Annotated in this window: 21 protein-coding genes and 2 pseudogenes; 13 read left to right on the top strand and 10 right to left on the bottom strand. The window is 73.0% G+C overall.

The genetic code is table 11. The annotated features are described in order from the left end of the window. Nucleotides 1-161: 161 nt before the first annotated feature. Both RM812_RS14210 and RM812_RS14205 read right to left on the bottom strand, forming a co-directional pair. Nucleotides 162-323: a hypothetical protein gene (locus RM812_RS14210; protein WP_311572936.1), complete on the bottom strand. Its 162-nt coding sequence runs from the start codon at nucleotides 321-323 to the stop codon at nucleotides 162-164. Between the two features lie 143 nt (nucleotides 324-466). Next, nucleotides 467-796 (bottom strand): annotated as a pseudogene (locus RM812_RS14205) (ABC transporter permease); the annotation flags it as partial. Between RM812_RS14205 and RM812_RS14200 the strand changes: the two are divergent. Beyond that, nucleotides 713-1165: pseudogene (locus tag RM812_RS14200) on the top strand (TetR/AcrR family transcriptional regulator C-terminal domain-containing protein); the annotation flags it as partial. The pseudogenes RM812_RS14205 and RM812_RS14200 sit on opposite strands and share 84 nt — an antisense overlap. 190 nt (nucleotides 1166-1355) lie before the next feature. Here RM812_RS14200 and RM812_RS14195 read toward each other — a convergent pair. Genes RM812_RS14195 through hmgA form a run of 3 tightly spaced genes read right to left on the bottom strand, consistent with a single transcriptional unit; the run spans nucleotide 1356 to nucleotide 4643 of the window. Then, complete coding sequence (locus tag RM812_RS14195) at nucleotides 1356-2519, bottom strand: type ISP restriction/modification enzyme (RefSeq protein WP_311572871.1); 1164 nt, start codon at nucleotides 2517-2519, stop codon at nucleotides 1356-1358. Nucleotides 2520-2541: 22 nt separating this feature from the next. Continuing rightward, nucleotides 2542-3291, bottom strand: coding sequence for a GntR family transcriptional regulator (locus RM812_RS14190; protein WP_311572870.1), 750 nt, complete (start codon nucleotides 3289-3291; stop codon nucleotides 2542-2544). Continuing rightward, a complete protein-coding gene (gene hmgA, locus RM812_RS14185) occupies nucleotides 3288-4643 on the bottom strand; it encodes a homogentisate 1,2-dioxygenase (protein WP_311572869.1) in 1356 nt (451 codons plus the stop codon). Before hmgA ends, RM812_RS14190 begins: the two co-directional genes overlap by 4 nt. A 249-nt stretch (nucleotides 4644-4892) precedes the next feature. On the opposite strand from hmgA, the gene RM812_RS14180 reads away from it, so the two are divergent. The 8 genes from RM812_RS14180 to RM812_RS14145 all read left to right on the top strand — a co-directional run bounded on the left by RM812_RS14180 (nucleotide 4893) and on the right by RM812_RS14145 (nucleotide 15873). Then, on the top strand, nucleotides 4893-5585 hold the full coding sequence (locus RM812_RS14180) for a hypothetical protein (protein ID WP_311572868.1): 693 nt from the start codon (nucleotides 4893-4895) through the stop codon (nucleotides 5583-5585). An 82-nt stretch (nucleotides 5586-5667) separates the two neighbouring features. Then, complete coding sequence (locus RM812_RS14175) at nucleotides 5668-6285, top strand: TetR/AcrR family transcriptional regulator (RefSeq protein WP_311572867.1); 618 nt, start codon at nucleotides 5668-5670, stop codon at nucleotides 6283-6285. A gap of 115 nt (nucleotides 6286-6400) precedes the next feature. After that, the gene (locus RM812_RS14170) at nucleotides 6401-8644 is read left to right on the top strand and encodes a molybdopterin oxidoreductase family protein (RefSeq protein ID WP_311572866.1); all 2244 of its coding nucleotides are present in this window, start codon (nucleotides 6401-6403) and stop codon (nucleotides 8642-8644) included. Between the two features lie 134 nt (nucleotides 8645-8778). Next, nucleotides 8779-10227 (top strand): CitMHS family transporter, encoded by a 1449-nt coding sequence (locus RM812_RS14165; protein ID WP_311572865.1) that lies wholly within the window; start codon nucleotides 8779-8781, stop codon nucleotides 10225-10227. A 71-nt stretch (nucleotides 10228-10298) separates the two neighbouring features. Beyond that, complete coding sequence (locus RM812_RS14160) at nucleotides 10299-11630, top strand: MFS transporter (RefSeq protein ID WP_311572864.1); 1332 nt, start codon at nucleotides 10299-10301, stop codon at nucleotides 11628-11630. Between the two features lie 279 nt (nucleotides 11631-11909). Further along, on the top strand, nucleotides 11910-13244 hold the full coding sequence (locus tag RM812_RS14155; RefSeq protein WP_311572863.1) for an ABC transporter ATP-binding protein: 1335 nt from the start codon (nucleotides 11910-11912) through the stop codon (nucleotides 13242-13244). Between the two features lie 122 nt (nucleotides 13245-13366). Beyond that, a complete protein-coding gene (locus tag RM812_RS14150) occupies nucleotides 13367-14755 on the top strand; it encodes an aldehyde dehydrogenase family protein (RefSeq protein ID WP_311572862.1) in 1389 nt (462 codons plus the stop codon). Nucleotides 14756-14775: 20 nt separating this feature from the next. Further along, complete coding sequence (locus tag RM812_RS14145) at nucleotides 14776-15873, top strand: zinc-binding dehydrogenase (protein WP_311572861.1); 1098 nt, start codon at nucleotides 14776-14778, stop codon at nucleotides 15871-15873. A gap of 157 nt (nucleotides 15874-16030) precedes the next feature. Here the strand turns inward: RM812_RS14145 and RM812_RS14140 are convergent, their stop codons facing one another. The 3 genes from RM812_RS14140 to RM812_RS14130 all read right to left on the bottom strand — a co-directional run bounded on the left by RM812_RS14140 (nucleotide 16031) and on the right by RM812_RS14130 (nucleotide 18500). Then, a complete protein-coding gene (locus RM812_RS14140) occupies nucleotides 16031-17026 on the bottom strand; it encodes a DMT family transporter (protein WP_311572860.1) in 996 nt (331 codons plus the stop codon). A 71-nt stretch (nucleotides 17027-17097) separates the two neighbouring features. Next, nucleotides 17098-17811: an ArsR/SmtB family transcription factor gene (locus tag RM812_RS14135; protein ID WP_311572859.1), complete on the bottom strand. Its 714-nt coding sequence runs from the start codon at nucleotides 17809-17811 to the stop codon at nucleotides 17098-17100. Between the two features lie 47 nt (nucleotides 17812-17858). Further along, on the bottom strand, nucleotides 17859-18500 hold the full coding sequence (locus tag RM812_RS14130) for a TetR/AcrR family transcriptional regulator (RefSeq protein ID WP_311572858.1): 642 nt from the start codon (nucleotides 18498-18500) through the stop codon (nucleotides 17859-17861). A 116-nt stretch (nucleotides 18501-18616) separates the two neighbouring features. Between RM812_RS14130 and RM812_RS14125 the strand changes: the two genes are divergently transcribed. The 3 genes from RM812_RS14125 (at nucleotide 18617) to RM812_RS14115 (ending at nucleotide 20891) form a co-directional block, all read left to right on the top strand. Beyond that, nucleotides 18617-19768 carry an acyl-CoA dehydrogenase family protein gene (locus RM812_RS14125; RefSeq protein WP_311572857.1) on the top strand — a complete coding sequence of 384 codons (1152 nt, stop codon included), beginning with the start codon at nucleotides 18617-18619 and terminating at the stop codon, nucleotides 19766-19768. 104 nt (nucleotides 19769-19872) lie between these two features. Further along, nucleotides 19873-20163, top strand: a complete 291-nt coding sequence (locus RM812_RS14120) for a YiaA/YiaB family inner membrane protein (protein ID WP_311572856.1) — start codon at nucleotides 19873-19875, stop codon at nucleotides 20161-20163. 86 nt (nucleotides 20164-20249) lie between these two features. After that, nucleotides 20250-20891: a TetR/AcrR family transcriptional regulator gene (locus RM812_RS14115; RefSeq protein WP_311572855.1), complete on the top strand. Its 642-nt coding sequence runs from the start codon at nucleotides 20250-20252 to the stop codon at nucleotides 20889-20891. Nucleotide 20892: 1 nt separating this feature from the next. On the opposite strand, the gene RM812_RS14110 is transcribed toward RM812_RS14115, so the two are convergent. Further along, on the bottom strand, nucleotides 20893-21354 hold the full coding sequence (locus RM812_RS14110; protein ID WP_311572854.1) for a MaoC family dehydratase: 462 nt from the start codon (nucleotides 21352-21354) through the stop codon (nucleotides 20893-20895). 105 nt (nucleotides 21355-21459) lie between these two features. On the opposite strand from RM812_RS14110, the gene soxR reads away from it, so the two are divergent. Then, nucleotides 21460-21981 carry a redox-sensitive transcriptional activator SoxR gene (gene soxR, locus RM812_RS14105; RefSeq protein WP_311572853.1) on the top strand — a complete coding sequence of 174 codons (522 nt, stop codon included), beginning with the start codon at nucleotides 21460-21462 and terminating at the stop codon, nucleotides 21979-21981. 229 nt (nucleotides 21982-22210) lie between these two features. On the opposite strand, the gene RM812_RS14100 is transcribed toward soxR, so the two are convergent. Further along, nucleotides 22211-22816: a hypothetical protein gene (locus tag RM812_RS14100; RefSeq protein WP_311572852.1), complete on the bottom strand. Its 606-nt coding sequence runs from the start codon at nucleotides 22814-22816 to the stop codon at nucleotides 22211-22213. Nucleotides 22817-22922 lie beyond the last annotated feature (106 nt).

Genomic DNA, 22922 nt, shown 5'->3' with positions numbered 1-22922 from the left:
ACGGCATGCGGCGGCGCCTCGGTGTGACCCCGAGCGCGCTCAATCCCCGTACGCCCGTACGCCTGTCTCCGTACGGTTGTCTCGGTTACTTCGGTCTCAGGGCGTCGTCCGCGCCCCCGTCCCGCCGTCTCCCCGCCCGGCGGCGACGTGTCCGGGCCCGCTCAGCGCTCCCCGCGCGCGTACCGGCGCACGGCGAGCGGGGCGAACACCGCCAGCAGCACCGCGCACCAGGCGAGCGACCCGGCGACCGGATGCGCCACCGGCCAGGCGGACCCCTCCGGCACGGGAGCGTTGCCGAAGAGGTCCCGCAGTGCCGTGGCCACGGCGCTGATCGGGTTCCACTCGGCGACCGTGCGACGCCAGCCCGCCAGTCCCTCGGTCGGGATGTACGCGTTGACAGCAACGGCAGGAGGAAGGTCGCGCCGCCCAGTTGACCGGCGGCCTCCTCATTCCGGGTGAGCAGCCCCAGGAAGATGCCGATCCACGTCGTCGTGAACCGGAACAGCAGCAACAGCCCGACGGCGCCCGACGGGCCGAGCGCACCGCCCTCCACCCGCCGGCTCACCGCGAGCCCGACCAGCAGGAACGGCACCGTCCCGGCTGCCGTGACGAGCACGTCCGCGACCGACTGTCCGAGCGGCACCGCCGCCCGGCTCACGGGCAGGGTGCGCAGGCGGTCCGTCACGCCCCGGTGCGTGTCCTGGGCGGCCTGGAACATGCCCGTCACGAGCCCGTTGGCAGCCGTCGCCACCAGCAGTCCGGGCACGAGGAAGGACCGGTACTCCGCGCCCGGCATCGCCACCTGCCGCGCCTGATGTCCCCGGTCCACGGCTTCAGCCCGAACGCCCTGCGCTACCTGGAGCACTGCCTGGCCCGCCTCGATTCCTTCAAGGCGCCCTACGGCACGAAGATGGAGCTGGTGGCGATGGTGAACGGCGTCGTGACGACCTACGTGGCGAACGAACTCGCCACCAGCGAACGCACCCGCTCGCTGCCCTGGACCCAGGAGCAGGAGAACGCGGTGCGCATCGCCTACCTGGGCCGTCAGCTCGCGAGCGGCGCCTGTCCGCGGCTGGCGGCGGCCTTCGCGGAAGACACCGGTCCGATCGACCTGGAGGCGGTCTTCGAACGGGCGCTGACGCGGGTGCTGGACGGATTCGCCTGACCCGGTGGGTTCGGGAGGGCTCGCCCGAGCCGGTGGACCGGGCCGGTCCGGGGCATGGGACCGTCCGGCAGGCCATGAACCGTCCGGCAGGGCCAGTGGGCCGCCCGGCAGGGCGACAGCACGGTCGGCCGGCAGGTCAGGGACCGGCAGGCCACGGGCCGGCGGGCAGGCCCGCGGGCCGTTCGGCGGGCTACAGCAGCGCCAACTGCCCCTCGGGCCCCTCCTCCCGCCCGTCCAGGACAGAGGCCGGCCTGCGGGCCGCCGGGGGTACGGGCAGTACGCCCGCCTCGCGCAGCTCGGTCGCCGTGATCTCCGCCGTCACCTCCAGCCGGCGGCACCGCGGCCGGAGTTCGGCGAGCAGCGCGAGGACCGTGATCAGTTCCAGCAGCTCGGACGTCCAGGTCTGCGGCCAGGTGGCCGGACGGATCGACGCCAGCGTGCCCGGCTCGCCCTCGGCGGTGCGGGCCGCGAACCACTGCTCCAGCACCCGGACCCCGCCCGCCTCGAAGTCCCAGGCGCCCGGCGGTACGGGGGAGACGCGCCCCTCGTCCAGGAAGAGGGCCTCCTCGTCCCGGTCGTAGCGCAGGGTCAGCGGGCGCGGGGGCAGCGGGGCGCGGACGTACGGGCGACGGCCGCCGGGCAGCTTGGGGCGCTCGCCGTCGCGGCGCATCAGCCACAGCGCGCGTCGGCCCAGCGCGACGCCGTGCTCCCACAGCGCGGGGTCCGCGGTGAACGGGACCACGCGGCCGGGCCGCACGGCCGCCAGCGTCCAGGCCAGTACGTCCACCGGGCCGGTTCGGCGCCCGAGCCGGGCAGTCAGATGGTCCAGGAGGCCGGGGGCCAGGTTGGGCTCCGCGCCGCCGGGACGGCGGTGGAGGGGGCGGACCCGGGCGCCACCGAGCAGCGGCAGCCGTGAGGTCGCGAGGAGCAGGGGAGGGCCGGCGGCGTCGGACGGCGCCTCGACGACGAAGACCTGCCGCTCGTCCACCACCCGCCACAGCTCCGGACGGGCCGCGTCGATCAGCCGGTGGTCGGGAATCAGCCACTGCTCGTCGAAGGGCGCGCGCAGCACACGGACGGGCTCCGGGCACGGCCCCGAGGCCCGCAGCAGCTTTTCCGTACCACCCGATCCCCCCGGCAACTGCCCGACCGCCGTGTGGAGCGTGCGCGAGCGGGTCGGTTCGAACAGGGCCGCGCGATCGGGGCCCTCGGCCTTCACCAGGGCGTCCCAGCGGGCCTTCAGGGCCGCCGGGTCGGGGGCCGCCGGCCACCCCCGGCCGAGCCGCGGCGGTGCGACGGACCACGGCATGAGGTCCGCCAGCGGCGGAGCGTCGTCGTGCGTCACGCCGGGCATCGTACGACGCGTCGGCACCGCCTCACGTGGCATCCAGGGTGACCGTGAAGGAGAACCGGTCACCCCGGTAGTGGATGACCGCCACGTCCAGCACCCGCCCCGCCGGGTCGTACGTGATGCCCGTGTAGTGCAGGATCGGGCTGAGCAGCGGTACTTCGAGCAGCCGCGCCGTCTCCGGGTCCGCGAGCCGGGCCTCCACGGTGTCCGTGATCCGGCTGATGTCCACGCCCACCACGTCCCGCAGCACCTTGGTCATCGGCCAACGGGCCAGGTCGTCCACGTCGATGCGGGCGGCGACCTCGGGACGGACGTAGTTGCGGGCGTGGTTGGTGGGCTCGCCCGTCTGCTCGTCGCAGCGCAGCCGGTGGTACGTCGCGACGTCCGGCAACTCCGGGAAGTACTCGGCGAGTCCGGGCGGCACCGGGCCGGTGCCGTGGGCCAGCAGCTCGGCCTTCATGCCGGACTGCTGGGCCACGATCGCGTCCACCGAGCCCAGCAGCCGCACCGGGGCGCCCCGCCTGGCGTCCGGCTCGATGAACGTGCCGCGCCGGCGATGGCGGGTGATCAGCCCCTCCTCCTCCAGCTCCTTCAGCGCCTGCCGCATGGTCAGCACGCTCACCCCGTAGTGGCCGGCCAACTGCTCCTCCGTGGGCAGGCGGAGCGGGTCCCTGGGCGAGCGGCCGAGTATCGAGGCGCGCAGCGACTGCGACACCTGGTACCAGAGGGGCAGCTTGCGGTTCAGGACGATGGAGTCCGGGGCGAAGGAGGTCACGGGCCATCCGTACCGGTCGGGAACCCTCGGTGCAAGGGGCGGAAGTGACGCTCCAGGCCCTGCCAGACGTCGTCGTAGCGCGGTTGCAGGTGTTCGGCGCGGGCTGCCTGGGGGGTGAGGGTCACCGGCCACCGCGTCTCGAACATGAACGCCAGTCCGTCGTCGATCCGCTGCGGCTTCAGCTCGGCGGCGCTCGCCCGCTCGAAGGTCTCCCGGTCCGGTCCGTGCGCCGACATCATGTTGTGCAGCGAGCCGCCGCCCGGCACGAAGCCCCCCGGACCGGCGGTCTTGGCGTCGTAGGCGCCCTCGATCAGGCCCATGTACTCGCTCATCACGTTCCGGTGGAAGTACGGCGGACGGAAGGTGTCCTCGCCCACCAGCCAGCGCGGCGCGAAGACCACGAAGTCGACGCCGGCGAGGCCGGGGGTGTCCGACGGGGACGTGAGCACCGTGAAGATCGACGGGTCCGGGTGGTCGTAGGAGATGGTGCCGATCACGTTGAAGCGGCGCAGGTCGTAGACGTACGGCACGTGGTTGCCGTGCCAGGCGACCACGTCGAGCGGGGAGTGGTCGTAGACGGCCGTCCAGAGGTTTCCGCAGAACTTGTTGACCACCTCCACCGGGCCCTCGACGTCCTCGTAGGCCGCGACCGGTGCCAGGAAGTCCCGGGGGTTGGCGAGCCCGTTGGCGCCGATCGGGCCGAGGTCGGGGAGGCGGAAGGGTATGCCGTAGTTCTCGCAGACGTAGCCGCGGGCGTCCTCGTCCAGCAGTTCGACGCGGAAGCGGACGCCACGCGGGATCAGCGCCACGTGGCCCGGCTCGGCGTGCAGCAGCCCGAACTCGGTGCGCAGCAGCAGACCGCCGCGCTCGGGGACGATCAGCAGCTCGCCGTCGGCGTCGCTGAAGACGCGCTCCATGGAGGCCGTGGCGTGGTACAGGTGCACGGCCATGCCGGTGCGCTGGGTTGCGTCGCCGTTGCCGCCGAGCGTCCACAGGCCCGCGACGAAGTCCGTCCCGGCCTCGGGCTCGGGCAGCGGGTCCCACCGGAGCCGGTTCGGGTCCGGCACGGCCTGGGTGAAGGGTGCGGTGCGGATCGCGCCGTTGCCGGCACGGGTGAACGCCGGGTGCGCGGCCGACGGGCGGATCCGGTACAGCCAGGAGCGGCGGTTGTGCGCCCTCGGCTCCGTGAACGCCGTGCCGCTGAGCTGCTCCGCGTACAGCCCCTCAGGCGCCCGCTGCGGCGAGTTCCGGCCCTCGGGCAGCGCGGCCGGAACGGCCTGCGAGCTGTGCTCGTTGCCGAAACCGGACAGGTAGGCCAGCCCCTCCGCGGTCTTCCGCGCGTCCCCGCTCATTGATCGCTCCCTCGCAACCCGATTCCTATGGGACACCGTAGGATTGGGGTCTCCCGCGCGCAAGAGGTCGTGCGGAGCTTCCCGGCCGGTCCCGCTCCGCCCGGCGCGTCCGAGGGTGTTCCGCGCCCTCCGTTTCCCTTCGCTTCCGGCTGGTTCTGTCCGGTTCCGTCATGGTCCTTCCCGGGGTGGATGACCGGAAGCGCACCCCGGGGGACCCGGATTGTCGGACCGGTGTTCTAGTCTCCCGTCATGTCGTGGACGCGGGGAGTGCTCGCCGTGCTCGCGGTCTGTGTCCTGCTGACCGGATCCGCGGGCTGCGGCTCCAGTGATACCGGTGAACCGGAGGCCCGGGATTCGGCCACGCCGGTGGGCAGGCTGCTCGACGACACCGACGAGGAGGGCCGGCGCTACCGGGAGGTGGACGGCGAGCATGCGCCCGAGGTCGGCATCGAGGTGCAGCCCGAGAGCGACGACAGCTGGGACGTGCGCCTGACGGTCCGCAACTTCAGGTTCTCGCCGGCCGGCGCGGCGGCGAAGGCGGTGGCCGGCCGAGGCGTCGCCCACCTCTTCCTCGACGGCGACCTCCTCACCCGCCTGCGCGGCCCGGAGTACCGCCTCGCCGCCGACCTCGTCCCGCGCGGCACGCACCAGGTCACGGTCCGCCTGTACGCGGACGACGGCACCGTCTGGGCCGTCGACGGCAAGCCCGTCGAGAGCACGGCGGACCTCACGGCGTCGGAACCGGAGCCGACGGCCGCCACGGAGCCGGGGCAGAGCCCGGAACCGGGCAGGGCTTCAGCATCGGGAGGGGCTGCGGAACCGAGCAGGGCCTCGGGGCCGGGAGGGCCCTCGGAGCCGGCGGTGATCACGGTGCCGGGGGAGATCGCCGAGACGGTGGTGATCGGGTCCCGGGTGGTGCCCGGCAACGCGGGGGACCGATGAACCGGACGAGCCCGGTGAGTGGATCCGCCGTCCGTTCCCGTACCGGAGGTCACAGTTCACCGGACCGCCCCGGGAGGGCATCATGAGGACCGTGTCCCACGCGACCTCGCTCCGACGGGCCCCCGTGCAGCGGCGCAGCGCCGAACGGCTGACCAGGATCCTCGACGCCTGCGCCGGCCTCCTCGACGAGGTCGGCTACGACGCCCTGAGCACCAGGGCCGTGGCCCTGCGGGCGGACGTCCCCATCGGGTCGGTGTACCGCTTCTTCGGCAACAAGCGGCAGATGGTCGACGCGCTGGCCCAGCGCAACCTGGAGCGCTACGCGGAGCGCGTGACCGAACGGCTGACGGAGGCGGGCGACGGCGGCTGGCGCTGGGCGCTGGACGCGGTGCTCGACGAGTACCTGGCGATGAAGCGGACCGCGCCCGGCTTCTCGCTGATCGACTTCGGCAACCAGATCCCGGTCGGCGGCCGGCACACCCTGCCCAACCACCGGGTCGCCGACCGGCTCACCGAGCTGATCTGCGGCTACCTCGGCCGCCGGTCCGACGACGATCTGCGCCGCACCTTCCTCGTCGCCGTGGAGACCGCCGACGCCCTCGTGCAGCTCGCCTTCCGGGTCTCGCCGGACGGGGACGACCGGATCATCGAGGAGGCCCGGGAACTGCTGCGGGCGTATCTGGGGCGCGTACTGGACTGACGGGCCGCCGCCCGCACGGCCGTCCACAGGGGCCTCCCCAACATGCCTACCGGTCGGTATGCTCGCCGTGAGACTCCACGCCCGTGCGCCACCGCCGCCTTCCGGGAGGACACCCGTGTCCCGCACCGCCCTGCGTATCTGCCCCCTGTGCGAGGCCACCTGCGGCCTGACGCTCACCGTCGAGGGCACCACGGTCACCGCCGCCCGCGGCGACGGCGACGACGTCTTCAGCCGCGGCTTCGTCTGCCCCAAGGGTGCCTCCTTCGGCGCCGTCGACGCCGACCCCGACCGGCTGCGCACGCCCCTGGTGCGCAGGGGCGGCGAGCTGCGCGAGGCGACCTGGCAGGAGGCGTTCGACGCGGTCGCCGCGGGCGTCCGGCCGGTCGTGGAGCAGCACGGGCCGCACGCGGTCGGCGTCGTCCTGGGCAACCCCAACGTGCACACCATGGCCGGTGCGCTCTACCCGCCCGTCCTGCTCGGCGCCCTCGGCACCCGCAGCCTCTTCACCGCCTCCACGCTGGACCAGATGCCCAAGCACGTCTCCAGCGGGCTGCTCTTCGGCGACGCGCACGCCATCCCGGTGCCCGACCTCGACCGCACCGACCATCTGCTCCTCCTCGGCGCCAACCCGCTGGAGTCCAACGGCAGTCTGTGCACCGCGCCCGACTTCCCCGGCCGGCTCAAGGCCCTCAAGGCCCGCGGCGGCACCCTCACCGTCATCGACCCGCGCCGCACCCGCACCGCCAGGCTCGCCGACCGGCACGTGGCGATCCGCCCCGGCACCGACGCGCTGCTGCTCGCCGCGATGACCCACGTACTGTTCGAAGAGGACCTGGTGGACCTCGGCGCCCTCGCTCCGCACGTCGAGGGCGTCACGGAACTCGCCGACGTCCTACGGGCCTTCACCCCCGAGTCCGTCGCCGCCGCCTGCGACGTGGACGCCGGCGTGACGCGCGCCCTCGCCCGCGAACTCGCCGCCGCCCCCACCGCCGCCGTCTACGGCCGCATCGGCAGCTGCACCGTCCCGCACGGCACCCTCGCCAGCTGGCTCGTGGACGTCCTCAACATCCTCACCGGCAACCTCGACCGTCCCGGCGGCGCCCTCTTCCCGCAGGCGGCCACCGACCGGACGCCCCGCCCCGCCGGGCCCGGCCGCGGCTTCGAGCTCGGCCGCTGGCGCTCCCGGGTGAGCGGACACCCCGAGGCGAAGGGGGAGCTGCCCCTGTCCGCCCTCGCCGAGGAGATCGACACCGCCACCGACGAGGGCGAGCCGCTCCGCGCGCTGATCACCGTCGCCGCCAACCCCGTCCTGTCCGCGCCCGACGGCGACCGGCTCGACAAGGCACTGGCCTCGCTCGACTTCATGGTGAGCGTCGACCCGTACCTGAACGAGACCTCGCGCCACGCCCACGTCGTCCTGCCCCCGCCCCCGCCCGCGCAGAGCCCGCACCACGACTTCGCCCTCAACACCCTCGCCGTGCGCAACCAGGTCCGCTACACCCGTCCCGCGGTCCCGCTGGAGCCCGGCCGCATGGCCGAGACCGAGATCCTGGCCCGCCTGATCCTGGCCGCCACCGGCATGCACGGCGCGGACCCGGCCGCCGTCGACGCCATGGTGACCGAACAGACCCTCGGCAAGGCCGTGCGGGACCCGCACTCACCCGTGCACGGCCGCGACCCCGGCGAACTGACCGCGCGACTCACCGGCGACAACGGCCCCGAACGGCGCCTCGACATGATGCTGCGCCTCGGCCCCTACGGCGACGGCTTCGGCGTACGACCGGACGGGCTGACCCTCCAGCGGCTGCTCGCCCACCCGCACGGCATCGACCTCGGCCCGCTGCGCCCGCGCCTGCCGCAGCCGCTGAAGACCCGCAGCGGAAGGGTGGAGCTGCTGCCGGGGCCGATCGCCGACGACCTGCCGCGCCTGCGGCGGGCCCTGGCCGAGCGGCCCGACGGGTTCGTCCTCGTCGGCCGTCGCCACCTGAGGTCCAACAACAGCTGGATGCACAACATCCCGCCCCTCACGGGCGGCTCCAACCGCTGCACCCTGCACCTCCATCCCGACGACGCCGAACGGCTCGGCGTGCGCAACGGTGAGCCCGTGCGCGTGCGGGGAGCCGGGGGAGAGGTGACCGCCCCCGCCGAGGTCACCGACACCGTCCGCCCCGGCGTGGTGAGCCTCCCGCACGGCTGGGGTCACGACCGGCCCGGCACCCGCCTGACCCACGCCGCCGTCGACCCCGGCGTCAACGTCAACCAGCTCCTCGACGGCAGCCTGCTGGACCCGCTCTCGGGCAACGCGGTCCTCAACGGCGTACCGGTCCGGCTCACCCCCGTGACCCGACCGCTGACGTGAGCAAAGCCGTGACCTGGAGTTTTGCGCTTATTGCTCGCATGTCAACGTCTTGTTAACGCAAGCTCGCGGCACCTAACGTCATCGCACCGCCTGCCCCGGTGGGATGTTCAAGGGCGAACGTTAGGTACTCATTCATGCTGACCATCCTCGGCTTCGCCATGATCGCGACCTTCCTGGTCCTGATCATGATGAAGAAGATGTCGCCGATCGCGGCGCTCGTGCTGATTCCCGCGCTGTTCTGCGTGTTCGTCGGCAAGGGCGCCCACCTCGGCGACTACGTCATCGACGGCGTGTCCAGCCTCGCCCCCACCGCGGCGATGCTCATGTTCGCGATCGTCTACTTCGGGGTGATGATCGACGTCGGGCTCTTCGACCCGATCGTCCGGGCCATCCTGAAGTTCTGCAAGGCCGACCCGATGCGCATCGTCGTCGGTACGGCGCTGCTCGCCGCGATCGTCTCGCTGGACGGCGACGGCTCCACCACCTTCATGATCACGGTCTCGGCGATGTACCCGCTGTACAAGCGCCTGAAGATGAGCCTGGTCGTGATGACCGGTGTCGCCGCCATGGCCAACGGCGTGATGAACACCCTGCCCTGGGGCGGCCCCACCGCCCGCGCCGCGACCGCGCTGAAGGTCGACGCCACCGACATCTTCGTCCCGATGATCCCGGCACTGGCCGTGGGCCTGCTCGCCGTCGTGGTCCTGGCGTACGTCCTCGGGCTGCGCGAGCGCAGGCGGCTGGGCACGCTGACGCTGGACGAGGCACTGGTGCGGGAGACGGAGACGGAGACGGTGCTGGTCGGCGCCGGTACCGGTACCGGTGCGGGTACGGGTGCGGCTTCCGGGGCCGGTGCCGGTACGGGCAAGGCGTCCGGGTCCGCCGCGGGTTCCGGCGGCTTCGGAGACCCCGCCGCCCGGGGCGACGCGTCCGACGACGACTTCCAGGGCCTCGACCCGAACCGGGCCACCCTGCGCCCCAAGCTGTACTGGTTCAACGCACTGCTCACGGTCGCCCTGCTCACCGCCATGATCATGGAGTTGCTGCCGATCCCGGTGCTCTTCCTGCTCGGCGCCGCACTCGCGCTCACCGTCAACTTCCCGCACATCCCCGACCAGAAGGCCCGGATCGCGGCCCACGCCGACAACGTCCTCAACGTCTCGGGCATGGTCTTCGCCGCCGCCGTCTTCACCGGCGTCCTCACCGGCACCGGCATGGTCGACCACATGGCCAACTGGCTCGTGGACACCATCCCCGCCGGCATGGGCCCGCACATGGGCCTGGTCACCGGCCTGCTGAGCCTGCCGCTCACCTACTTCATGTCGAACGACGGCTTCTACTTCGGCGTCCTGCCGGTGCTCGCCGAGGCCGGTCAGGCGCACGGCGTGTCGACGCTGGAGATCGCCCGTGCCTCCATCGTCGGCCAGCCGCTGCACATGTCCAGCCCGCTGGTGCCGGCCGTGTACGTCCTGGTCGGCATGGCCAAGGTGGAGTTCGGCGACCACACGCGGTTCGTCGTGAAGTGGGCGGTCCTGACGAGCCTGGTGATTCTCGCGGCGGGCATCCTGTTCGGCATCATCTGATCATCGGGCCGACTCCGTTCGGGAGTCGTTCGGGGACTCGGTGGTCCGCCGAGTCCGGGAAGGACACGATCATGGCGCCCGGTGGGAACCGCGGCTGGCTGCTCCGCCTCGTCATCGCCTTCGGCTTCGCGCAGGGGGCGGTGTCGATGGCCCGGCCCGCCGTCTCCTACCGGGCCCTCGCGCTGGGCGCGGACGAGCGGGCGGTCGGCGTCATCGCCGGTGTGTACGCGTTGCTGCCGCTCTTCGCCGCCGTCCCCCTCGGGCGCCGTACCGACCACGGCCGCTGTGCGCCGCTGCTGCCCGCCGGCGTGGTGCTCATCGCCGGCGGCTGCGCGCTGAGCGGCATCGCCGGGTCCCTGTGGGCGATGGCCCTGTGGAGCGGCGTCATGGGCCTCGGCCACCTCTGCTTCGTCATCGGCGCCCAGTCACTGGTGGCCCGCCAGTCCGCGCCGCACGAACAGGACCGCAACTTCGGCCACTTCACCATCGGCGCCTCGCTCGGCCAACTGGTCGGCCCCGTCGCGGCGGGGGCTCTGATCGGCGGCCGGGACATGGCCGGCAGCAGTGCGCTCGCCCTGGTGGTGGCGGGCGCGGGTGCGGCGGTCGCGTTCACGTCGCTGTGGCGCATAGAGCATCCGACGGCCGCCGGGCCCCGTACGGAACAGGGCGCGCGTGTTCCGGTGGGGAGCATCCTGCGCGCCCGGGGCGTGCCCGCGGGCATCCTGATCAGTCTGTCCGTGCTGTCCGCGACCGACATCCTCACCGCCTACCTGCCGGTGGTCGGCGAGCACCGGGGCATCTCCCCGGCCCTGATCGGCGTCCTGCTCAGCCTGCGCGCGGCGGCCACGATCGCCTGCCGGCTGGTGCTCACGCCCCTCCTGCGGCTGCTCGGCCGCACCCTGCTGCTGACGGTCACCTGTCTGCTCGCCGCCCTGTTGTGCGCCGGCGTCGCGCTGCCGGTGCCGGTGTGGGCGCTCGGGCTGGTGCTGGTCGTCCTCGGCTTCTGCCTCGGCGTGGGCCAGCCGCTGTCCATGACGACCGTCGTCCAGGCGGCCCCCGACGGGGCCCGCTCCACGGCCCTCGCCCTGCGCCTGACCGGCAACCGCCTCGGCCAGGTCGCCGCACCCGCCGCGGCGGGCCTGATCGCGGGCGTGGCGGGCGTGGCCGCGCCGTTCGTGATGCTCGGCGCGCTGCTGCTGGTCTCCTCGGGCGTCGCCCTGCGCGCCCCGTCCACCGGACCGGCCGCGGACCGGAAGCCCACCGCGGGGCATGCCGGGGACGATCCCGAGGGCGATTCCGGAGACGACCCCGAGGGTCATGCCGGAGACGACCCCGAGGGTGACCGCGAGGACGACCCCGAGGGCACGCCTCGCCGCCGGGCCTTGCGGCGCCCGGCCCGTTAGCAGGGTCTGTCCGCCGTACCCCCGTCTCGTCGGCACCGGTCCGACCCATGGTCCGGGACACCGCCCCCTGTCCCCCTGTCCGCCACCTGAGACGCACCGCCTCTGAATCCGGCCGTCCGCTTTCTCACCAGTTGGACGGCACCGGCGAGTTGTGGTCCAGCGTCTTCCCCCGGCCGGGCACATTCCGTTAGCTTCCGTGACTCACACGCCCCGTACGACCCGCACGAGGGCGTCCGACAGCGGAGCACCAACGCTCAGTGAGCCCCCGGGGGCCCTCCCATGACACGCGCCATCTCCCTGTACGACGTGAGCAAGACCTACGCGCGAGGCGTCCGCGTGGTGGACCGGCTGTCGCTGGACATCGCGCCCGGCGAGTTCCTCGTCCTGCTCGGCCCCTCCGGATGCGGCAAGTCCACCGTGCTGCGCATGATCGCCGGCCTGGAGGAGATCACCGACGGTCGGCTGCTGCTGGACGGCGAGTACGCCAACGACCTGAACCCCGCCGAACGCCGCATGGCGATGGTCTTCCAGAACTTCGCCCTGTACCCCAACATGACGACCCGTGGGAACATCGGCTTCCCCCTGCGCGTCGAGGACCCGCAGGGCGACCACGGCCCCCGCGTGAACGCCACCGCCCGCATGCTGGGCATCGAGGACCTCCTCGACCGCTTCCCCGCCCAGCTCTCCGGCGGTGAACGCCAGCGCGTCGCCATGGGCCGGGCCATCGCCCGCCACCCCACCGTCTTCCTGATGGACGAACCGCTGTCCAACCTCGACGCCAAGCTCCGCGGCCACCTGCGCGCCGAGATCACCAAGCTGACCCGGGAGCTGGGCGTCACCACGGTCTACGTCACCCACGACCAGTCCGAGGCCATGTCCCTCGGCGACCGTGTCGCCGTCCTGCGCGGTGGCGTGCTCCAGCAGGTGGACACCCCACGCGCGGTGTACGCCCTGCCGCGCAACGTCTTCGTCGCCGCCTTCGTCGGCACCCCGCGCATCAACCTGCTGCGCGGGATGGTCCGCGCGCCGCTCGACGGTGCGATGACCATCAGCCTGGGCAAGCAGTACCTGCGGCTGCCCGAACCGCTCTCCCTGGACCACCAGTTGCTCCGCGTCCAGCAGGGCCGCGAGGTGATCGTGGGGCTGCGCTCCGAGGCCGTCCGGATCGCGGAACCCGCCACCGCCCGCCCGGGCGAGGTGCTGCTCACCGGTCTGGTGGAGCACGTCGAGTTCCAGGGCCACGAGGTCCTCGTCCACTTCAACACCGGTTCGCGGCCGGCCGTGGTGCCCGACCTGGAGGCGCCGCGGCCCGGTGCCCGCCCGGCGCGGCGCCGCCGCGACGGTACGGTCCTGGAACGGCTGAAGGAACGGGCGGGCGCCCTGCGCGCCGGACCGGTGGTGGTGCTGGACGACCCGGAGGAGGCGGGAACCGCGGTCACCGCCCCCGACGGCCGCCTGCCCGGCGACCTGATCGTCCGGACCACCCCCGACATCAGCCTCCGGCACGGCATGCAGGTCCCGCTGCTCGTCGACCTCGCCCACCTCTTCGTCTTCGACCAGCACGGCGACCGCATCTGCCCCGCCCCGGCCCGGCTGCCGGACCTGGAGGAGTGAGCCGGCCGGGAATCCGCCCTCCGGGAGGGTGAGCCGCGCCACCATGGTGGCGGCCCCTGGTGCCGTAAAACTATCGGCGCTAGTTTGGGGCCGGACGACGAGGCCCGCCCGGAAGGAACGCGATGAAGGCACACGACGGCATGTACATCGACGGAGCCTGGCGACCCGCCGACGGCCGGGACACGATCGACGTCGTGAACCCGGCCGACGAGCAGGTGATCGGCAAGGTTCCCGCCGGCACCGCCCTGGACGTCGACACCGCCGTACGGGCCGCCCGCGCCGCCCTGCCCGGCTGGGCCGCCACCCCGCCCGCCGAACGCGCCGCGCGCCTGGCCGCCCTGCGGGACGTGCTGGTGGCCCGCAAGGACGAGATCGCCGAGACCGTCACCGCCGAGCTGGGCTCGCCGCTGAAGTTCTCACAGGCCGTGCACGCCGGCGCCCCCATCGCGGTCGCGGGCTCCTACGCCGACCTGACGGCGACGTACGCCTTCGAGGAGAAGGTGGGCAACTCCCTCGTCCACCACGAGCCGGTCGGCGTGGTCGGCGCCATCACCCCCTGGAACTACCCGCTCCACCAGATCGTCGCCAAGGTCGCCCCGGCGCTCGCGGCCGGCTGCACGATCGTGCTGAAGCCCGCCGAGGACACCCCGCTCACCGCCCAGCTCTTCGCCGAGGCGGTGCACGAGGCCGGCGTCCCCGCGGGCGTCTTCAACCTGGTCACCGGCCTCGGCCCGGTCGCCGGCCAGGCCCTCGCCGAGCACCCCGGCGTCGACCTCGTCTCCTTCACCGGCTCCACGGCCGTCGGCCGGCGGATCGGCGCCGCCGCGGGCGCGGCCGTCAAGAAGGTCGCCCTCGAACTCGGCGGCAAGTCCGCCAACGTGATCCTCCCGAGCGCCGACCTGGCCAAGGCGGTGAACGTCGGCGTCGCCAACGTCATGTCCAACTCCGGCCAGACCTGCAGCGCCTGGACCCGGATGCTGGTCCACCGCGACCAGTACGACGAGGCCGTCGAGCTGGCCGCCGAGGCCGCCGCGAAGTACGGCGACCGCATCGGTCCGGTCGTCAACGCCAAGCAGCAGGAGCGGGTGCTCGGTTACATCGACAAGGGCGTCGCCGAGGGGGCGCGGCTCGTCGCGGGCGGTTCCGAAGCACCGCGCGAGCGGGGTTACTTCGTCAGCCCGACGGTCTTCGCCGACGTCACCGAGGAGATGACCATCGCCCAGGAGGAGATCTTCGGCCCGGTCCTGTCCGTCCTGCGCTACGAGGACGAGGAGGACGCCCTGCGGATCGCCAACGGCACGGTGTACGGCCTCGCCGGCGCCGTCTGGGCCGGTGACGAGGCGGAGGCGGTCGCCTTCGCCCGTCGTATGGACACCGGCCAGGTCGACATCAACGGCGGCCGCTTCAACCCGCTGGCGCCCTTCGGCGGCTACAAGCAGTCGGGCGTGGGCCGGGAACTCGGCCGGCACGGGCTCGCCGAGTACCTCCAGACCAAGTCCCTCCAGTTCTAGCCAGGGGAGTTGCCCACGTCATGGCCGTCCGTACCGCTGTCCGTGCCGCCGTCGTACCCGCCGTAGGCGCCCCGCTGGAGGTCACCCGGATCGAACTGCCCGAGCCCGGCCCGGGGCAGGTCCGGGTGAAGCTCGCCGCCGCCGGGGTCTGCCACTCCGACCTGTCCCTGTCCAACGGCACCATGCGCGTGCCGGTCCCCGCCGTCCTCGGGCACGAGGGCGCCGGCACCGTCCTGGCCGTCGGTGAGGACGTCACCCACCTCGCACCCGGCGACGGCGTCGTCCTCAACTGGGCGCCGTCCTGCGGTGCCTGCCACGCCTGCTCGCTCGGCGAGGTCTGGCTGTGCGCGAACGCCCTGGCCGGCGCCGCCGACGTGCACGCCCGCCGCGCCGACGACGGCACCGACCTGCACCCCGGCCTGAACGTCGCCGCGTTCGCCGAGGAGACCGTCGTGAGCGCCGCCTGCGTCCTGCCCGTGCCCGACGGCATCCCGCTCACCGACGCGGCGCTCCTCGGCTGCGCCGTCCTCACCGGCTACGGCGCCGTCCACCACTCCGCGAAGGTCCGCCGCGGCGAGACGGTCGCGGTGTTCGGCGTCGGGGGAGTGGGCCTCGCCACCCTCCAGGCGGCCCGGATCGCGGGCTCCTCGAAGATCGTCGCCGTGGACGTCTCGCCCGAGAAAGAGGGGCTGGCCCGCGCCGCCGGGGCCACCGACTACCTGGTCGCCTCCGACACCACCGCCCGCGAGATCCGCGCCCTCACCGGCAAGCAGGGCGTCGACGTCGCCGTCGAGTGCGTCGGCCGCGCGGTCACCATCCGCACCGCGTGGGAATCCACCCGGCGCGGCGGCCGCACCACGGTCGTCGGCATCGGCGGCAAGGACCAGCAGGTCACCTTCAACGCCCTGGAGATCTTCCACTGGGGCCGCACCCTCTCCGGCTGCGTCTACGGCAACGCCGACCCGGCCCGGGACCTCCCGGTGCTGGCCGAGCACGTCCGGGCCGGCCGCCTGGACCTCGGCGCCCTGGTGACCGAGCGCATAGCGCTGGACGGCATTCCGGCGGCCTTCGAGAACATGCTGGCGGGCAAGGGCGGCCGGGCGCTGGTGGTGTTCTAGACCGCATGGCCTGATCTCCAACCTGTGCGTCGGGGCCGCGGGGTCCGGCACGCCCGTCTGCCGGGTTGCCGTCGGGCGCCGGGGCTCCGCCCCGGCGCCCTCCTCCGCCTCGAGGCTGCGCGCACCAGACCCCGCTCGGCCCGCCTGCGAGGCGCCGTCACCCGGAGCCGGCCTGATCCGAACGACACCCCTGGCGTCGGTCCACGTCCGCACGGCGCGGTTCCGGGGCGACGACCCGCTCCGGACCCGCCACCGCGCGCCTCCTCGACCGCGACACCGCCACGCCCGCCAGGCACAGCGCGCCGCCCGCCAGGGTCAGCAGTCCCGGCACCTCACCCAGCACCAGCCAGGACATCAGGACGACGAGGGCGGGCACGGCGTACGTGGTCGCGCCCATGCGGCCGGCGGTCGTACGGGCCAGGGCGTACGCCCAGGTCGTGAACGCCAGCGCGGTCGGGAACACGCCCAGGTACACCATGTTGAGCGTCGCGGAGACCGGCGCGTCGGCCGCCTCGTGCACCAGCTGCCCCGTGAACGGCAGACAGACCACCGCCCCGACCAGGCAACCGAACGTCGTCACCTGCAGCGCGCTCGCCCGGCCCAGGGCCGGCTTCTGGGCGACGACCCCGCCCGCGTACGCCACGGCGGCCAGCAGACACAGCACCACCCCGAACAGGGAGGACCCTCCCTCGCCGGACATCGACAGCCCGACGGTCACCGCACCGGCGAACGACACCGCCATCCCCGCCAGCAGCCGCGGCGGCAGCGCGTCCCCGAGCAGCCGGGCACCGAGCAGGGCGATGAGGATCGGTCCGACGTTCACCACGAGGGCGGCCGTGCCGGCGTCCACCTGCTGCTCGCCCCAGTTCAGGACGACCATGTAGAAGCCGAACCACAGCAGCCCCGATATGGCGATCCCGCGCCAGGCCGACCGCGGTGGCAGCCCCTCCCGGCGCAGCAGACAGATCGCCCCGAGCGTCAGCACACCCGACAGCAGCCGGCCGAGCGCCAGCGCGCCCGGCGAGTACGCCTCGCCCGCACTGCGGATCGAGACGAAGGCGGAGGCCCACAGGACCACGGTCACCGTGGCGGCGCCGGCCGCGAGCAGTCGCGGACGCCGGGAGGAGGCGGGAGGACGGGCGGTGCTCATCATGCTCCAGAGGCCAGGCAGCGGGAGGAGGCTCCCGCTGACGGATGTCGGACGGGGAAGCGGTGCCGGGGCGCTCAGCGCAGCGCCACCGGGTCGATGCCCAGCAGCTCGGCGAGCGCGTCCTCGCCCGCCGGTGTCACCTTCACCGCACGCTCCGAGCCGATGCGCACGCACCAGCCCGCGTCCAGGGCGTGCCGGCACAGGGCCGCGCCCGCGACGCCCGCGAGATGGGGACGGCGTTCGGTCCAGTCGAGGCAGGCCCTGGCCAGCGGCCGGCGGCCGGTGGGCCTCAGCGGAATGCCGGTGGTGTCGAACCAGCCGAGCCCCGCGTCCGTGAGCGCGAACCCGGTGTCCTGGCGCAGCAGTCCGCGTCCGGTCAGCGCGTCGGTCACCGTGATGCCGAGCCGCCCGGCGAGGTGGTCGTAGCAGGTGCGCCCCCGGGCCATCGCCGCTCCGGCGCTCGACGCCCGCAGGGTGCGCGGACGCCGTGCCGCCGCCGTCGGCGCGACCTGCGCGGCCAGGTCCTCCACCAACTGCGCGACCCGCTCGTCCGCCAGGCGTACGTACCGGTGCCGCCCCTGGCGCTCCTCGGCGAGCAGGCCGCCCGCGACGAGCTTGCTCAGGTGCTCGCTCAGCGTCGACGCGGCGACCCCCGCGTGCCGGGCCAGCTCACCGGCGGTCCACGCCCGCCCGTCGAGCAGCGCCAGCAGACACGCGGCCCGGGTCTCGTCGGCGATCAGCCCGGCCAGCCGGGCGAGCCCGGGCGCTTCGGCGTCCTTGTCGGTCATGCGACCCAGGATGCGCTACGCACGGTTCGGCGGGCGCCGAAGTGTCCTCAGGCGCTCTCCGCGGCCCGCTGGTACTGCTGCGCCAGCCCGTCCAGCAGCGCCGCCAGCCCGGTCTCGAAGGCCCGCTCGTCGATCTTCTCCTGCTGCTCGGCGAGGAGATGGGCCTGCTGGAGGTGCGGGTAGTCGGCGGGGTCGTAGGCGCCGGCGTCGTCCACGAAGCCGGCGGCGAAGGAACCGAGCGCCGAGCCCATGATGAAGTACCGCATGAGCGCGCCGATGGACGTGGCCTGGGCCGGGGGCCAGCCCGCCGCGACCATCGCGCCGTAGACGGCGTCCGCGAGGTGCAGTGCGGCCGGGCGGCGGCCGGGACCGTGGGCCAGTACCGGGACGATGTTGGGGTGGTCGCGCAGGGCCGCGCGGTAGGAGACGGCCCAGTCGTGCAGCGCGGTCCGCCAGTCCCGGCCGTCCTCGAACATCGACAGGTCGACCTGCGCGCTCACCGAGTCGGCGACCGCCTCCAGGATCTCGTCCTTGGTACGGAAGTGGTTGTAGAGCGAGGGCCCGCTCACTCCCAGTTCCGCGGCGAGCCGGCGCGTGGAGACGGCCGCGAGGCCCTCCGCGTCCACCAGCGCGCGGGCCTTCTCGACGATCCGGTCGGTGCTGAGCAGGGGCTTGCGCGGTCGGGCCATGGCGCACATAGTAGGGCTGCGGCCCTAAACTAGCAGTGCTAATTTAAAGGTCCGGCTTTCAAGGCCCGGCTTTCGGGGCCCTTCCTTCCCGATCGTCTTCTGTGGGGTGACTCGGCATGAACCTGGAGCTCAGCGAGGAGCAGAGCGCCGTACGGCAGCTCGCCCGGGACTTCGTGGAGCGCGAGATCGCCCCCCACGTCGTGGACTGGGACCGCGCCGAGGAGGTGGACCGGTCCCTCGTGAAGAAGCTCGGCGAGGTCGGCTTCCTCGGCCTGACCGTCGACGAGGAGTACGGCGGCAGCGGCGGCGACCACCTCGCGTACTGCCTGGTGACGGAGGAGCTGGGCCGCGGCGACAGCTCCGTGCGTGGCATCGTGTCCGTCTCCCTCGGCCTGGTCGCCAAGACCATCGCCGCCTGGGGCGACGAGGAGCAGAAGCGCCGCTGGCTGCCGGGGCTGACCTCCGGCGCGTACGTCGGCTGCTTCGGCCTGACCGAGCCCGGCACCGGATCGGACGCCGGGAACCTCTCCACGCGCGCGGTCCGCGACGGCGACGACTACGTCGTCAACGGCACCAAGACGTTCATCACCAACGGCACCTGGGCCGACGTCGTCCTGCTCTTCGCCCGCTCCACGGACGCCCCCGGCCACAAGGGCGTCTCCGCCTTCCTCGTGCCCACCGACACCCCCGGCCTGACCCGCCGCGCCATCCACGGCAAGCTCGGGCTGCGCGGCCAGGCCACCGCCGAACTGGTCCTGGAGGACGTCCGCGTCCCCGCCTCCGCGATGCTGGCACCCGAGGGCAAGGGCTTCTCGGTCGCCATGTCGGCCCTGGCCAAGGGGCGGATGTCGGTCGCGGCCGGCTGTGTCGGCATCGCCCAGGCCGCCCTGGACGCGGCCGTGCGGTACGCGGGCGAGCGCGAGCAGTTCGGGAAGACCATCGCCCACCACCAGCTGGTGCAGGAGCTGATCAGCGACATCGCCCTCGACGTGGACGCGGCCCGGCTGCTGACCTGGCGGGTCGCCGACCTCATCGACCGCGGGCAGCCCTTCACCGTCGAGTCCTCCAAGGCCAAGCTGTTCGCCTCGGAGGCCGCCGTCCGCGCCGCCAACAACGCCCTGCAGGTCTTCGGCGGCTACGGCTACATCGACGAGTACCCGGCCGGCAAGCTGCTGCGCGACGCCCGTGTGATGACCCTCTACGAGGGCACCAGCCAGATCCAGAAGCTGGTCATCGGACGCGCGCTGACCGGGGTTTCGGCCTTCTGAGGGGCCTCAGAGGGGCTTCTGGGAGCCTTCTGGGACGTACTGAGTACGAGAACTGAGTACACCGGCGGATGTGGGGGGCGCCACATCCGCCGACCCTTGTTCCCATGAGTGACACACCGGTCAAGCAGCAGAGCACCGCCGCCTTCTACGGGCAGGCCGTGGCGTCCTTCGCGGTGGCCATGGTCGCCACCGCCATCGGCATCTACAACCTCGAGGCCGACGCCTGGGTGCGTGCCTTCCTCGCCATCGCCGTCCTGTACCTCGTCACCTCGGCCTTCACCCTGGCCAAGATCATCAGGGACCGTCAGGAGGCCGGCCAGATCGTGAGCCGCGTCGACCAGGCCCGGCTGGAGAAGCTCCTCGCCGAGCACGACCCCTTCGAGAAGCTGGGCTGACGCGTCCGTCGGAGACCGGCCCTAAGCGACCGCTCAGCTTCGGCGGGTATGGTGGTGCTCCTGTCACCGAGAGGGGCGAACAAGCGATGAGTACGGCGGCCGAGACGGCGGGCGGCGACATCGAGCCGTGGGAAGAGGTCACCCCTGACGCGGCCCGGCGGCTCCTGGTCGCCGCCGTGGAGGCCTTTGCCGAGCGCGGGTACCACGCGACCACGACCCGCGACATCGCCGGGCGTGCCGGCATGAGCCCGGCCGCGCTCTACATCCACTACAAGACCAAGGAAGAGCTGCTCCACCGCATCAGCCGCATCGGCCACGACCGGGCGCTCGGCATCCTGCGGACGGCGTCCCAGGGCGGGGGCGGCGCCACGGAGCGGCTCGCCGACGCCGTGAGTTCCTTCGTGCGCTGGCACGCGGGGCGGCGCACCACCGCGCGCGTGGTGCAGTACGAGCTGGACGCGCTCGGACCCGAGGCCCGCGACGAGATCCTCGCGCTGCGCCGGCGGGTCGACGCCGAGGTGCGCGGGATCATCGAGGACGGCGTGGCCTCGGGCGAGTTCGACGTGCCGGACGTGCACGGCACGACGCTCGCCGTGCTGTCGCTCTGCATCGACGTGGCCCGCTGGTTCAACGTGAACGGCCCCCGGACGCCCGACGAGGTCGGCGCGCTCTACGCCGACCTCGTGCTGCGGATGGTGGGAGCGGAACCGCCCTTGGCTCAGAGGTGATTCAGAGGTAGTAGCGCGAGACGGACTCGGCGACGCACACCGGCTTGTCGCCGCCCTCGCGCTCCACGGTGAAGGCGACCGCCACCTGGATCCCTCCCTTGACGTCCTCGACGCCGGTGATCGTCGCCGTGGCGCGCAGCCGCGAGCCGACCGGGACGGGGGAGGGGAAGCGGACCTTGTTGGTGCCGTAGTTGACGCCCATCTTCACGCCCTCGACCTGGATCAGCTGCGGCCCGAAGAGCGGAAGCAGCGACAGGGTCAGGTAGCCGTGCGCGATGGTGGTCCCGAACGGGCCCGCCGCGGCCTTCTCCGGGTCCACGTGGATCCACTGGTGGTCGCCGGTGGCCTCCGCGAACAGGTCGATCCGCTTCTGGTCGACCTCCAGCCAGTCGGTGTACCCCAGTTGCTCACCCACCGCCGCCTTCACGTCGTCGGCGGATGTGAAGATCCTCGGCTCTGCCATGTCCCGGCCTCCCGCGTCGAAGTTCTAAGCGACTGCTTAGCATGGTCGTCGCCGGGGCCCATGTCAACGGACCGGTCGGGTGACGGAGTAGGTAGGCTCCGAGGGGTGCCTCAGATTCCCGAGAAGATCCACGAGCTCACGGTCGGCCAGCTCGCCGCGCGCAGCGGCGCCGCCGTCTCCGCCCTGCATTTCTACGAGTCCAAGGGCCTGATCAGCAGTCGCCGCACCTCGGGCAACCAGCGCCGCTTCAGCCGCGACGCGCTGCGCCGGGTCGCCTTCGTCCGCGCCGCCCAACGGGTCGGCATCCCGCTGGCCACGATTCGTGAGGCGCTCGCCGAGCTGCCCGAGGAGCGCACGCCCACGCGGGACGACTGGGCCCGGCTCTCCGAGTCCTGGCGCTCCGAGCTCGAGGAACGCATCAAGCAGCTCAACCGGCTGCGCGATCACCTCACCGACTGCATCGGATGCGGATGCCTCTCCCTGGAGAGCTGTGTCCTGTCCAATCCCGACGACGCCTTCGGCGAGCGCCGTGCCGGCTCGCGCCTGCTGGTGGAGCGCCGCGAGGCCAACGCCCGTAGCAAGCGCGCGAGTCGTGCCCGCGAACGAGAGACGGAGTGCTGCGACTGACCGACGCGGTGCCCGACCGCGGCCCGGCGGGCCCTGCGCGGCCGCCTCGAACTCCACACGGGGAGGACAGGGGCCCGGCCGGGAAGGTGGTGCGCGACCACGATGTGATCGCCGTGGAGACCTGCGCCATCCCCCCATGGTGCCGGTCGCCACGCGCCACCTGCGTCGGCCGCGGCCCGCACGGACCGTCGGGGGTGCGGCATCCCCCTGGCACACCCCCGCGGATCGGCTACGCCGACATCAGCAGTCGTCGCCCCCGCCGGGCCTCCGCCAGCGCGTCGGGGGTGAGGACGGGGCGCGGGACGAGGATCCCGCAGTCCGTGCAGACGGGGCCCGTCGACGGTTCGTGGTCGAGGTCGTACTTCCAGACGAGGTGCTCCCCGTCGCACACCGGGCACACCGATCCCGGTTCGCGCTCCAGGGCGGAGATCAGCCGGCGCAGCACCTCCGCCAGGGGCCCGTCGGGATGGACCCGGGGGTCGTCGCACCAGGCGACACCGAAACCGCCCCAGGTCAGCCGGTGCCAGTCGTCCACGCTGCCCGGCCTGCGCAGCCCGTCGTGCTTCTCCTTCCTGCGTCGCTCGGCGAACCCGGCCTCGTAGGCCAGCCACACCGAACGCGCCTCCTCCAGCTCCTCCAGTGCGGCCACGAGCCGCGCCGGGTCCGGGGAGCGGTCCTCGAGGCCGAATCCGGCCCGGGAGCAGAGATGGTCCCAGGTCGCCCTGTGTCCGTAAGGGGCGAACCGCTCAAGGCACTTGCGCAGCGAATAGCGCCGTAGCGCCAGGTCGCACCGTGGATCGCGGACCTGTCTCGCCAGACTCCGGAAACCGGCCATCGCCCTGCACCTCCGTCACACCTGCACCTGTACTTCGGTCACTTCGGCGTCGTCGTAGGGACGTCGCCGAATAGACGTATCGACACGCGATTCGGCTCCATCCGAT

This window comes from Streptomyces lancefieldiae, from assembly GCF_031845825.1.
GTDB lineage: Bacteria > Actinomycetota > Actinomycetes > Streptomycetales > Streptomycetaceae > Streptomyces > Streptomyces lancefieldiae.
Note: the sequence above shows the minus strand (reverse complement) of the source record. Positions and strands in the feature narration are given on the sequence as shown.

Bases quoted from the DNA above. Each gene is read 5' to 3' on its own strand.
- RM812_RS14155 (WP_311572863.1), top strand. From the start codon at position 11,910: ATGACACGCGCCATCTCCCTGTACGACGTGAGCAAGACCTACGCGCGA.
- RM812_RS14150 (WP_311572862.1), top strand. From the start codon at position 13,367: ATGAAGGCACACGACGGCATGTACATCGACGGAGCCTGGCGACCCGCC.
- RM812_RS14110 (WP_311572854.1), bottom strand. From the start codon at position 21,354: ATGGCAGAGCCGAGGATCTTCACATCCGCCGACGACGTGAAGGCGGCG.
- RM812_RS14125 (WP_311572857.1), top strand. From the start codon at position 18,617: ATGAACCTGGAGCTCAGCGAGGAGCAGAGCGCCGTACGGCAGCTCGCC.
- RM812_RS14115 (WP_311572855.1), top strand. From the start codon at position 20,250: ATGAGTACGGCGGCCGAGACGGCGGGCGGCGACATCGAGCCGTGGGAA.
- RM812_RS14175 (WP_311572867.1), top strand. From the start codon at position 5,668: ATGAGGACCGTGTCCCACGCGACCTCGCTCCGACGGGCCCCCGTGCAG.
- RM812_RS14140 (WP_311572860.1), bottom strand. From the start codon at position 17,026: ATGATGAGCACCGCCCGTCCTCCCGCCTCCTCCCGGCGTCCGCGACTG.
- RM812_RS14165 (WP_311572865.1), top strand. From the start codon at position 8,779: ATGCTGACCATCCTCGGCTTCGCCATGATCGCGACCTTCCTGGTCCTG.
- RM812_RS14130 (WP_311572858.1), bottom strand. From the start codon at position 18,500: ATGGCCCGACCGCGCAAGCCCCTGCTCAGCACCGACCGGATCGTCGAG.
- hmgA (WP_311572869.1), bottom strand. From the start codon at position 4,643: ATGAGCGGGGACGCGCGGAAGACCGCGGAGGGGCTGGCCTACCTGTCC.
- RM812_RS14120 (WP_311572856.1), top strand. From the start codon at position 19,873: ATGAGTGACACACCGGTCAAGCAGCAGAGCACCGCCGCCTTCTACGGG.
- RM812_RS14195 (WP_311572871.1), bottom strand. From the start codon at position 2,519: ATGCCCGGCGTGACGCACGACGACGCTCCGCCGCTGGCGGACCTCATG.
- RM812_RS14145 (WP_311572861.1), top strand. From the start codon at position 14,776: ATGGCCGTCCGTACCGCTGTCCGTGCCGCCGTCGTACCCGCCGTAGGC.
- RM812_RS14100 (WP_311572852.1), bottom strand. From the start codon at position 22,816: ATGGCCGGTTTCCGGAGTCTGGCGAGACAGGTCCGCGATCCACGGTGC.
- RM812_RS14135 (WP_311572859.1), bottom strand. From the start codon at position 17,811: ATGACCGACAAGGACGCCGAAGCGCCCGGGCTCGCCCGGCTGGCCGGG.
- RM812_RS14160 (WP_311572864.1), top strand. From the start codon at position 10,299: ATGGCGCCCGGTGGGAACCGCGGCTGGCTGCTCCGCCTCGTCATCGCC.
- RM812_RS14180 (WP_311572868.1), top strand. From the start codon at position 4,893: ATGTCGTGGACGCGGGGAGTGCTCGCCGTGCTCGCGGTCTGTGTCCTG.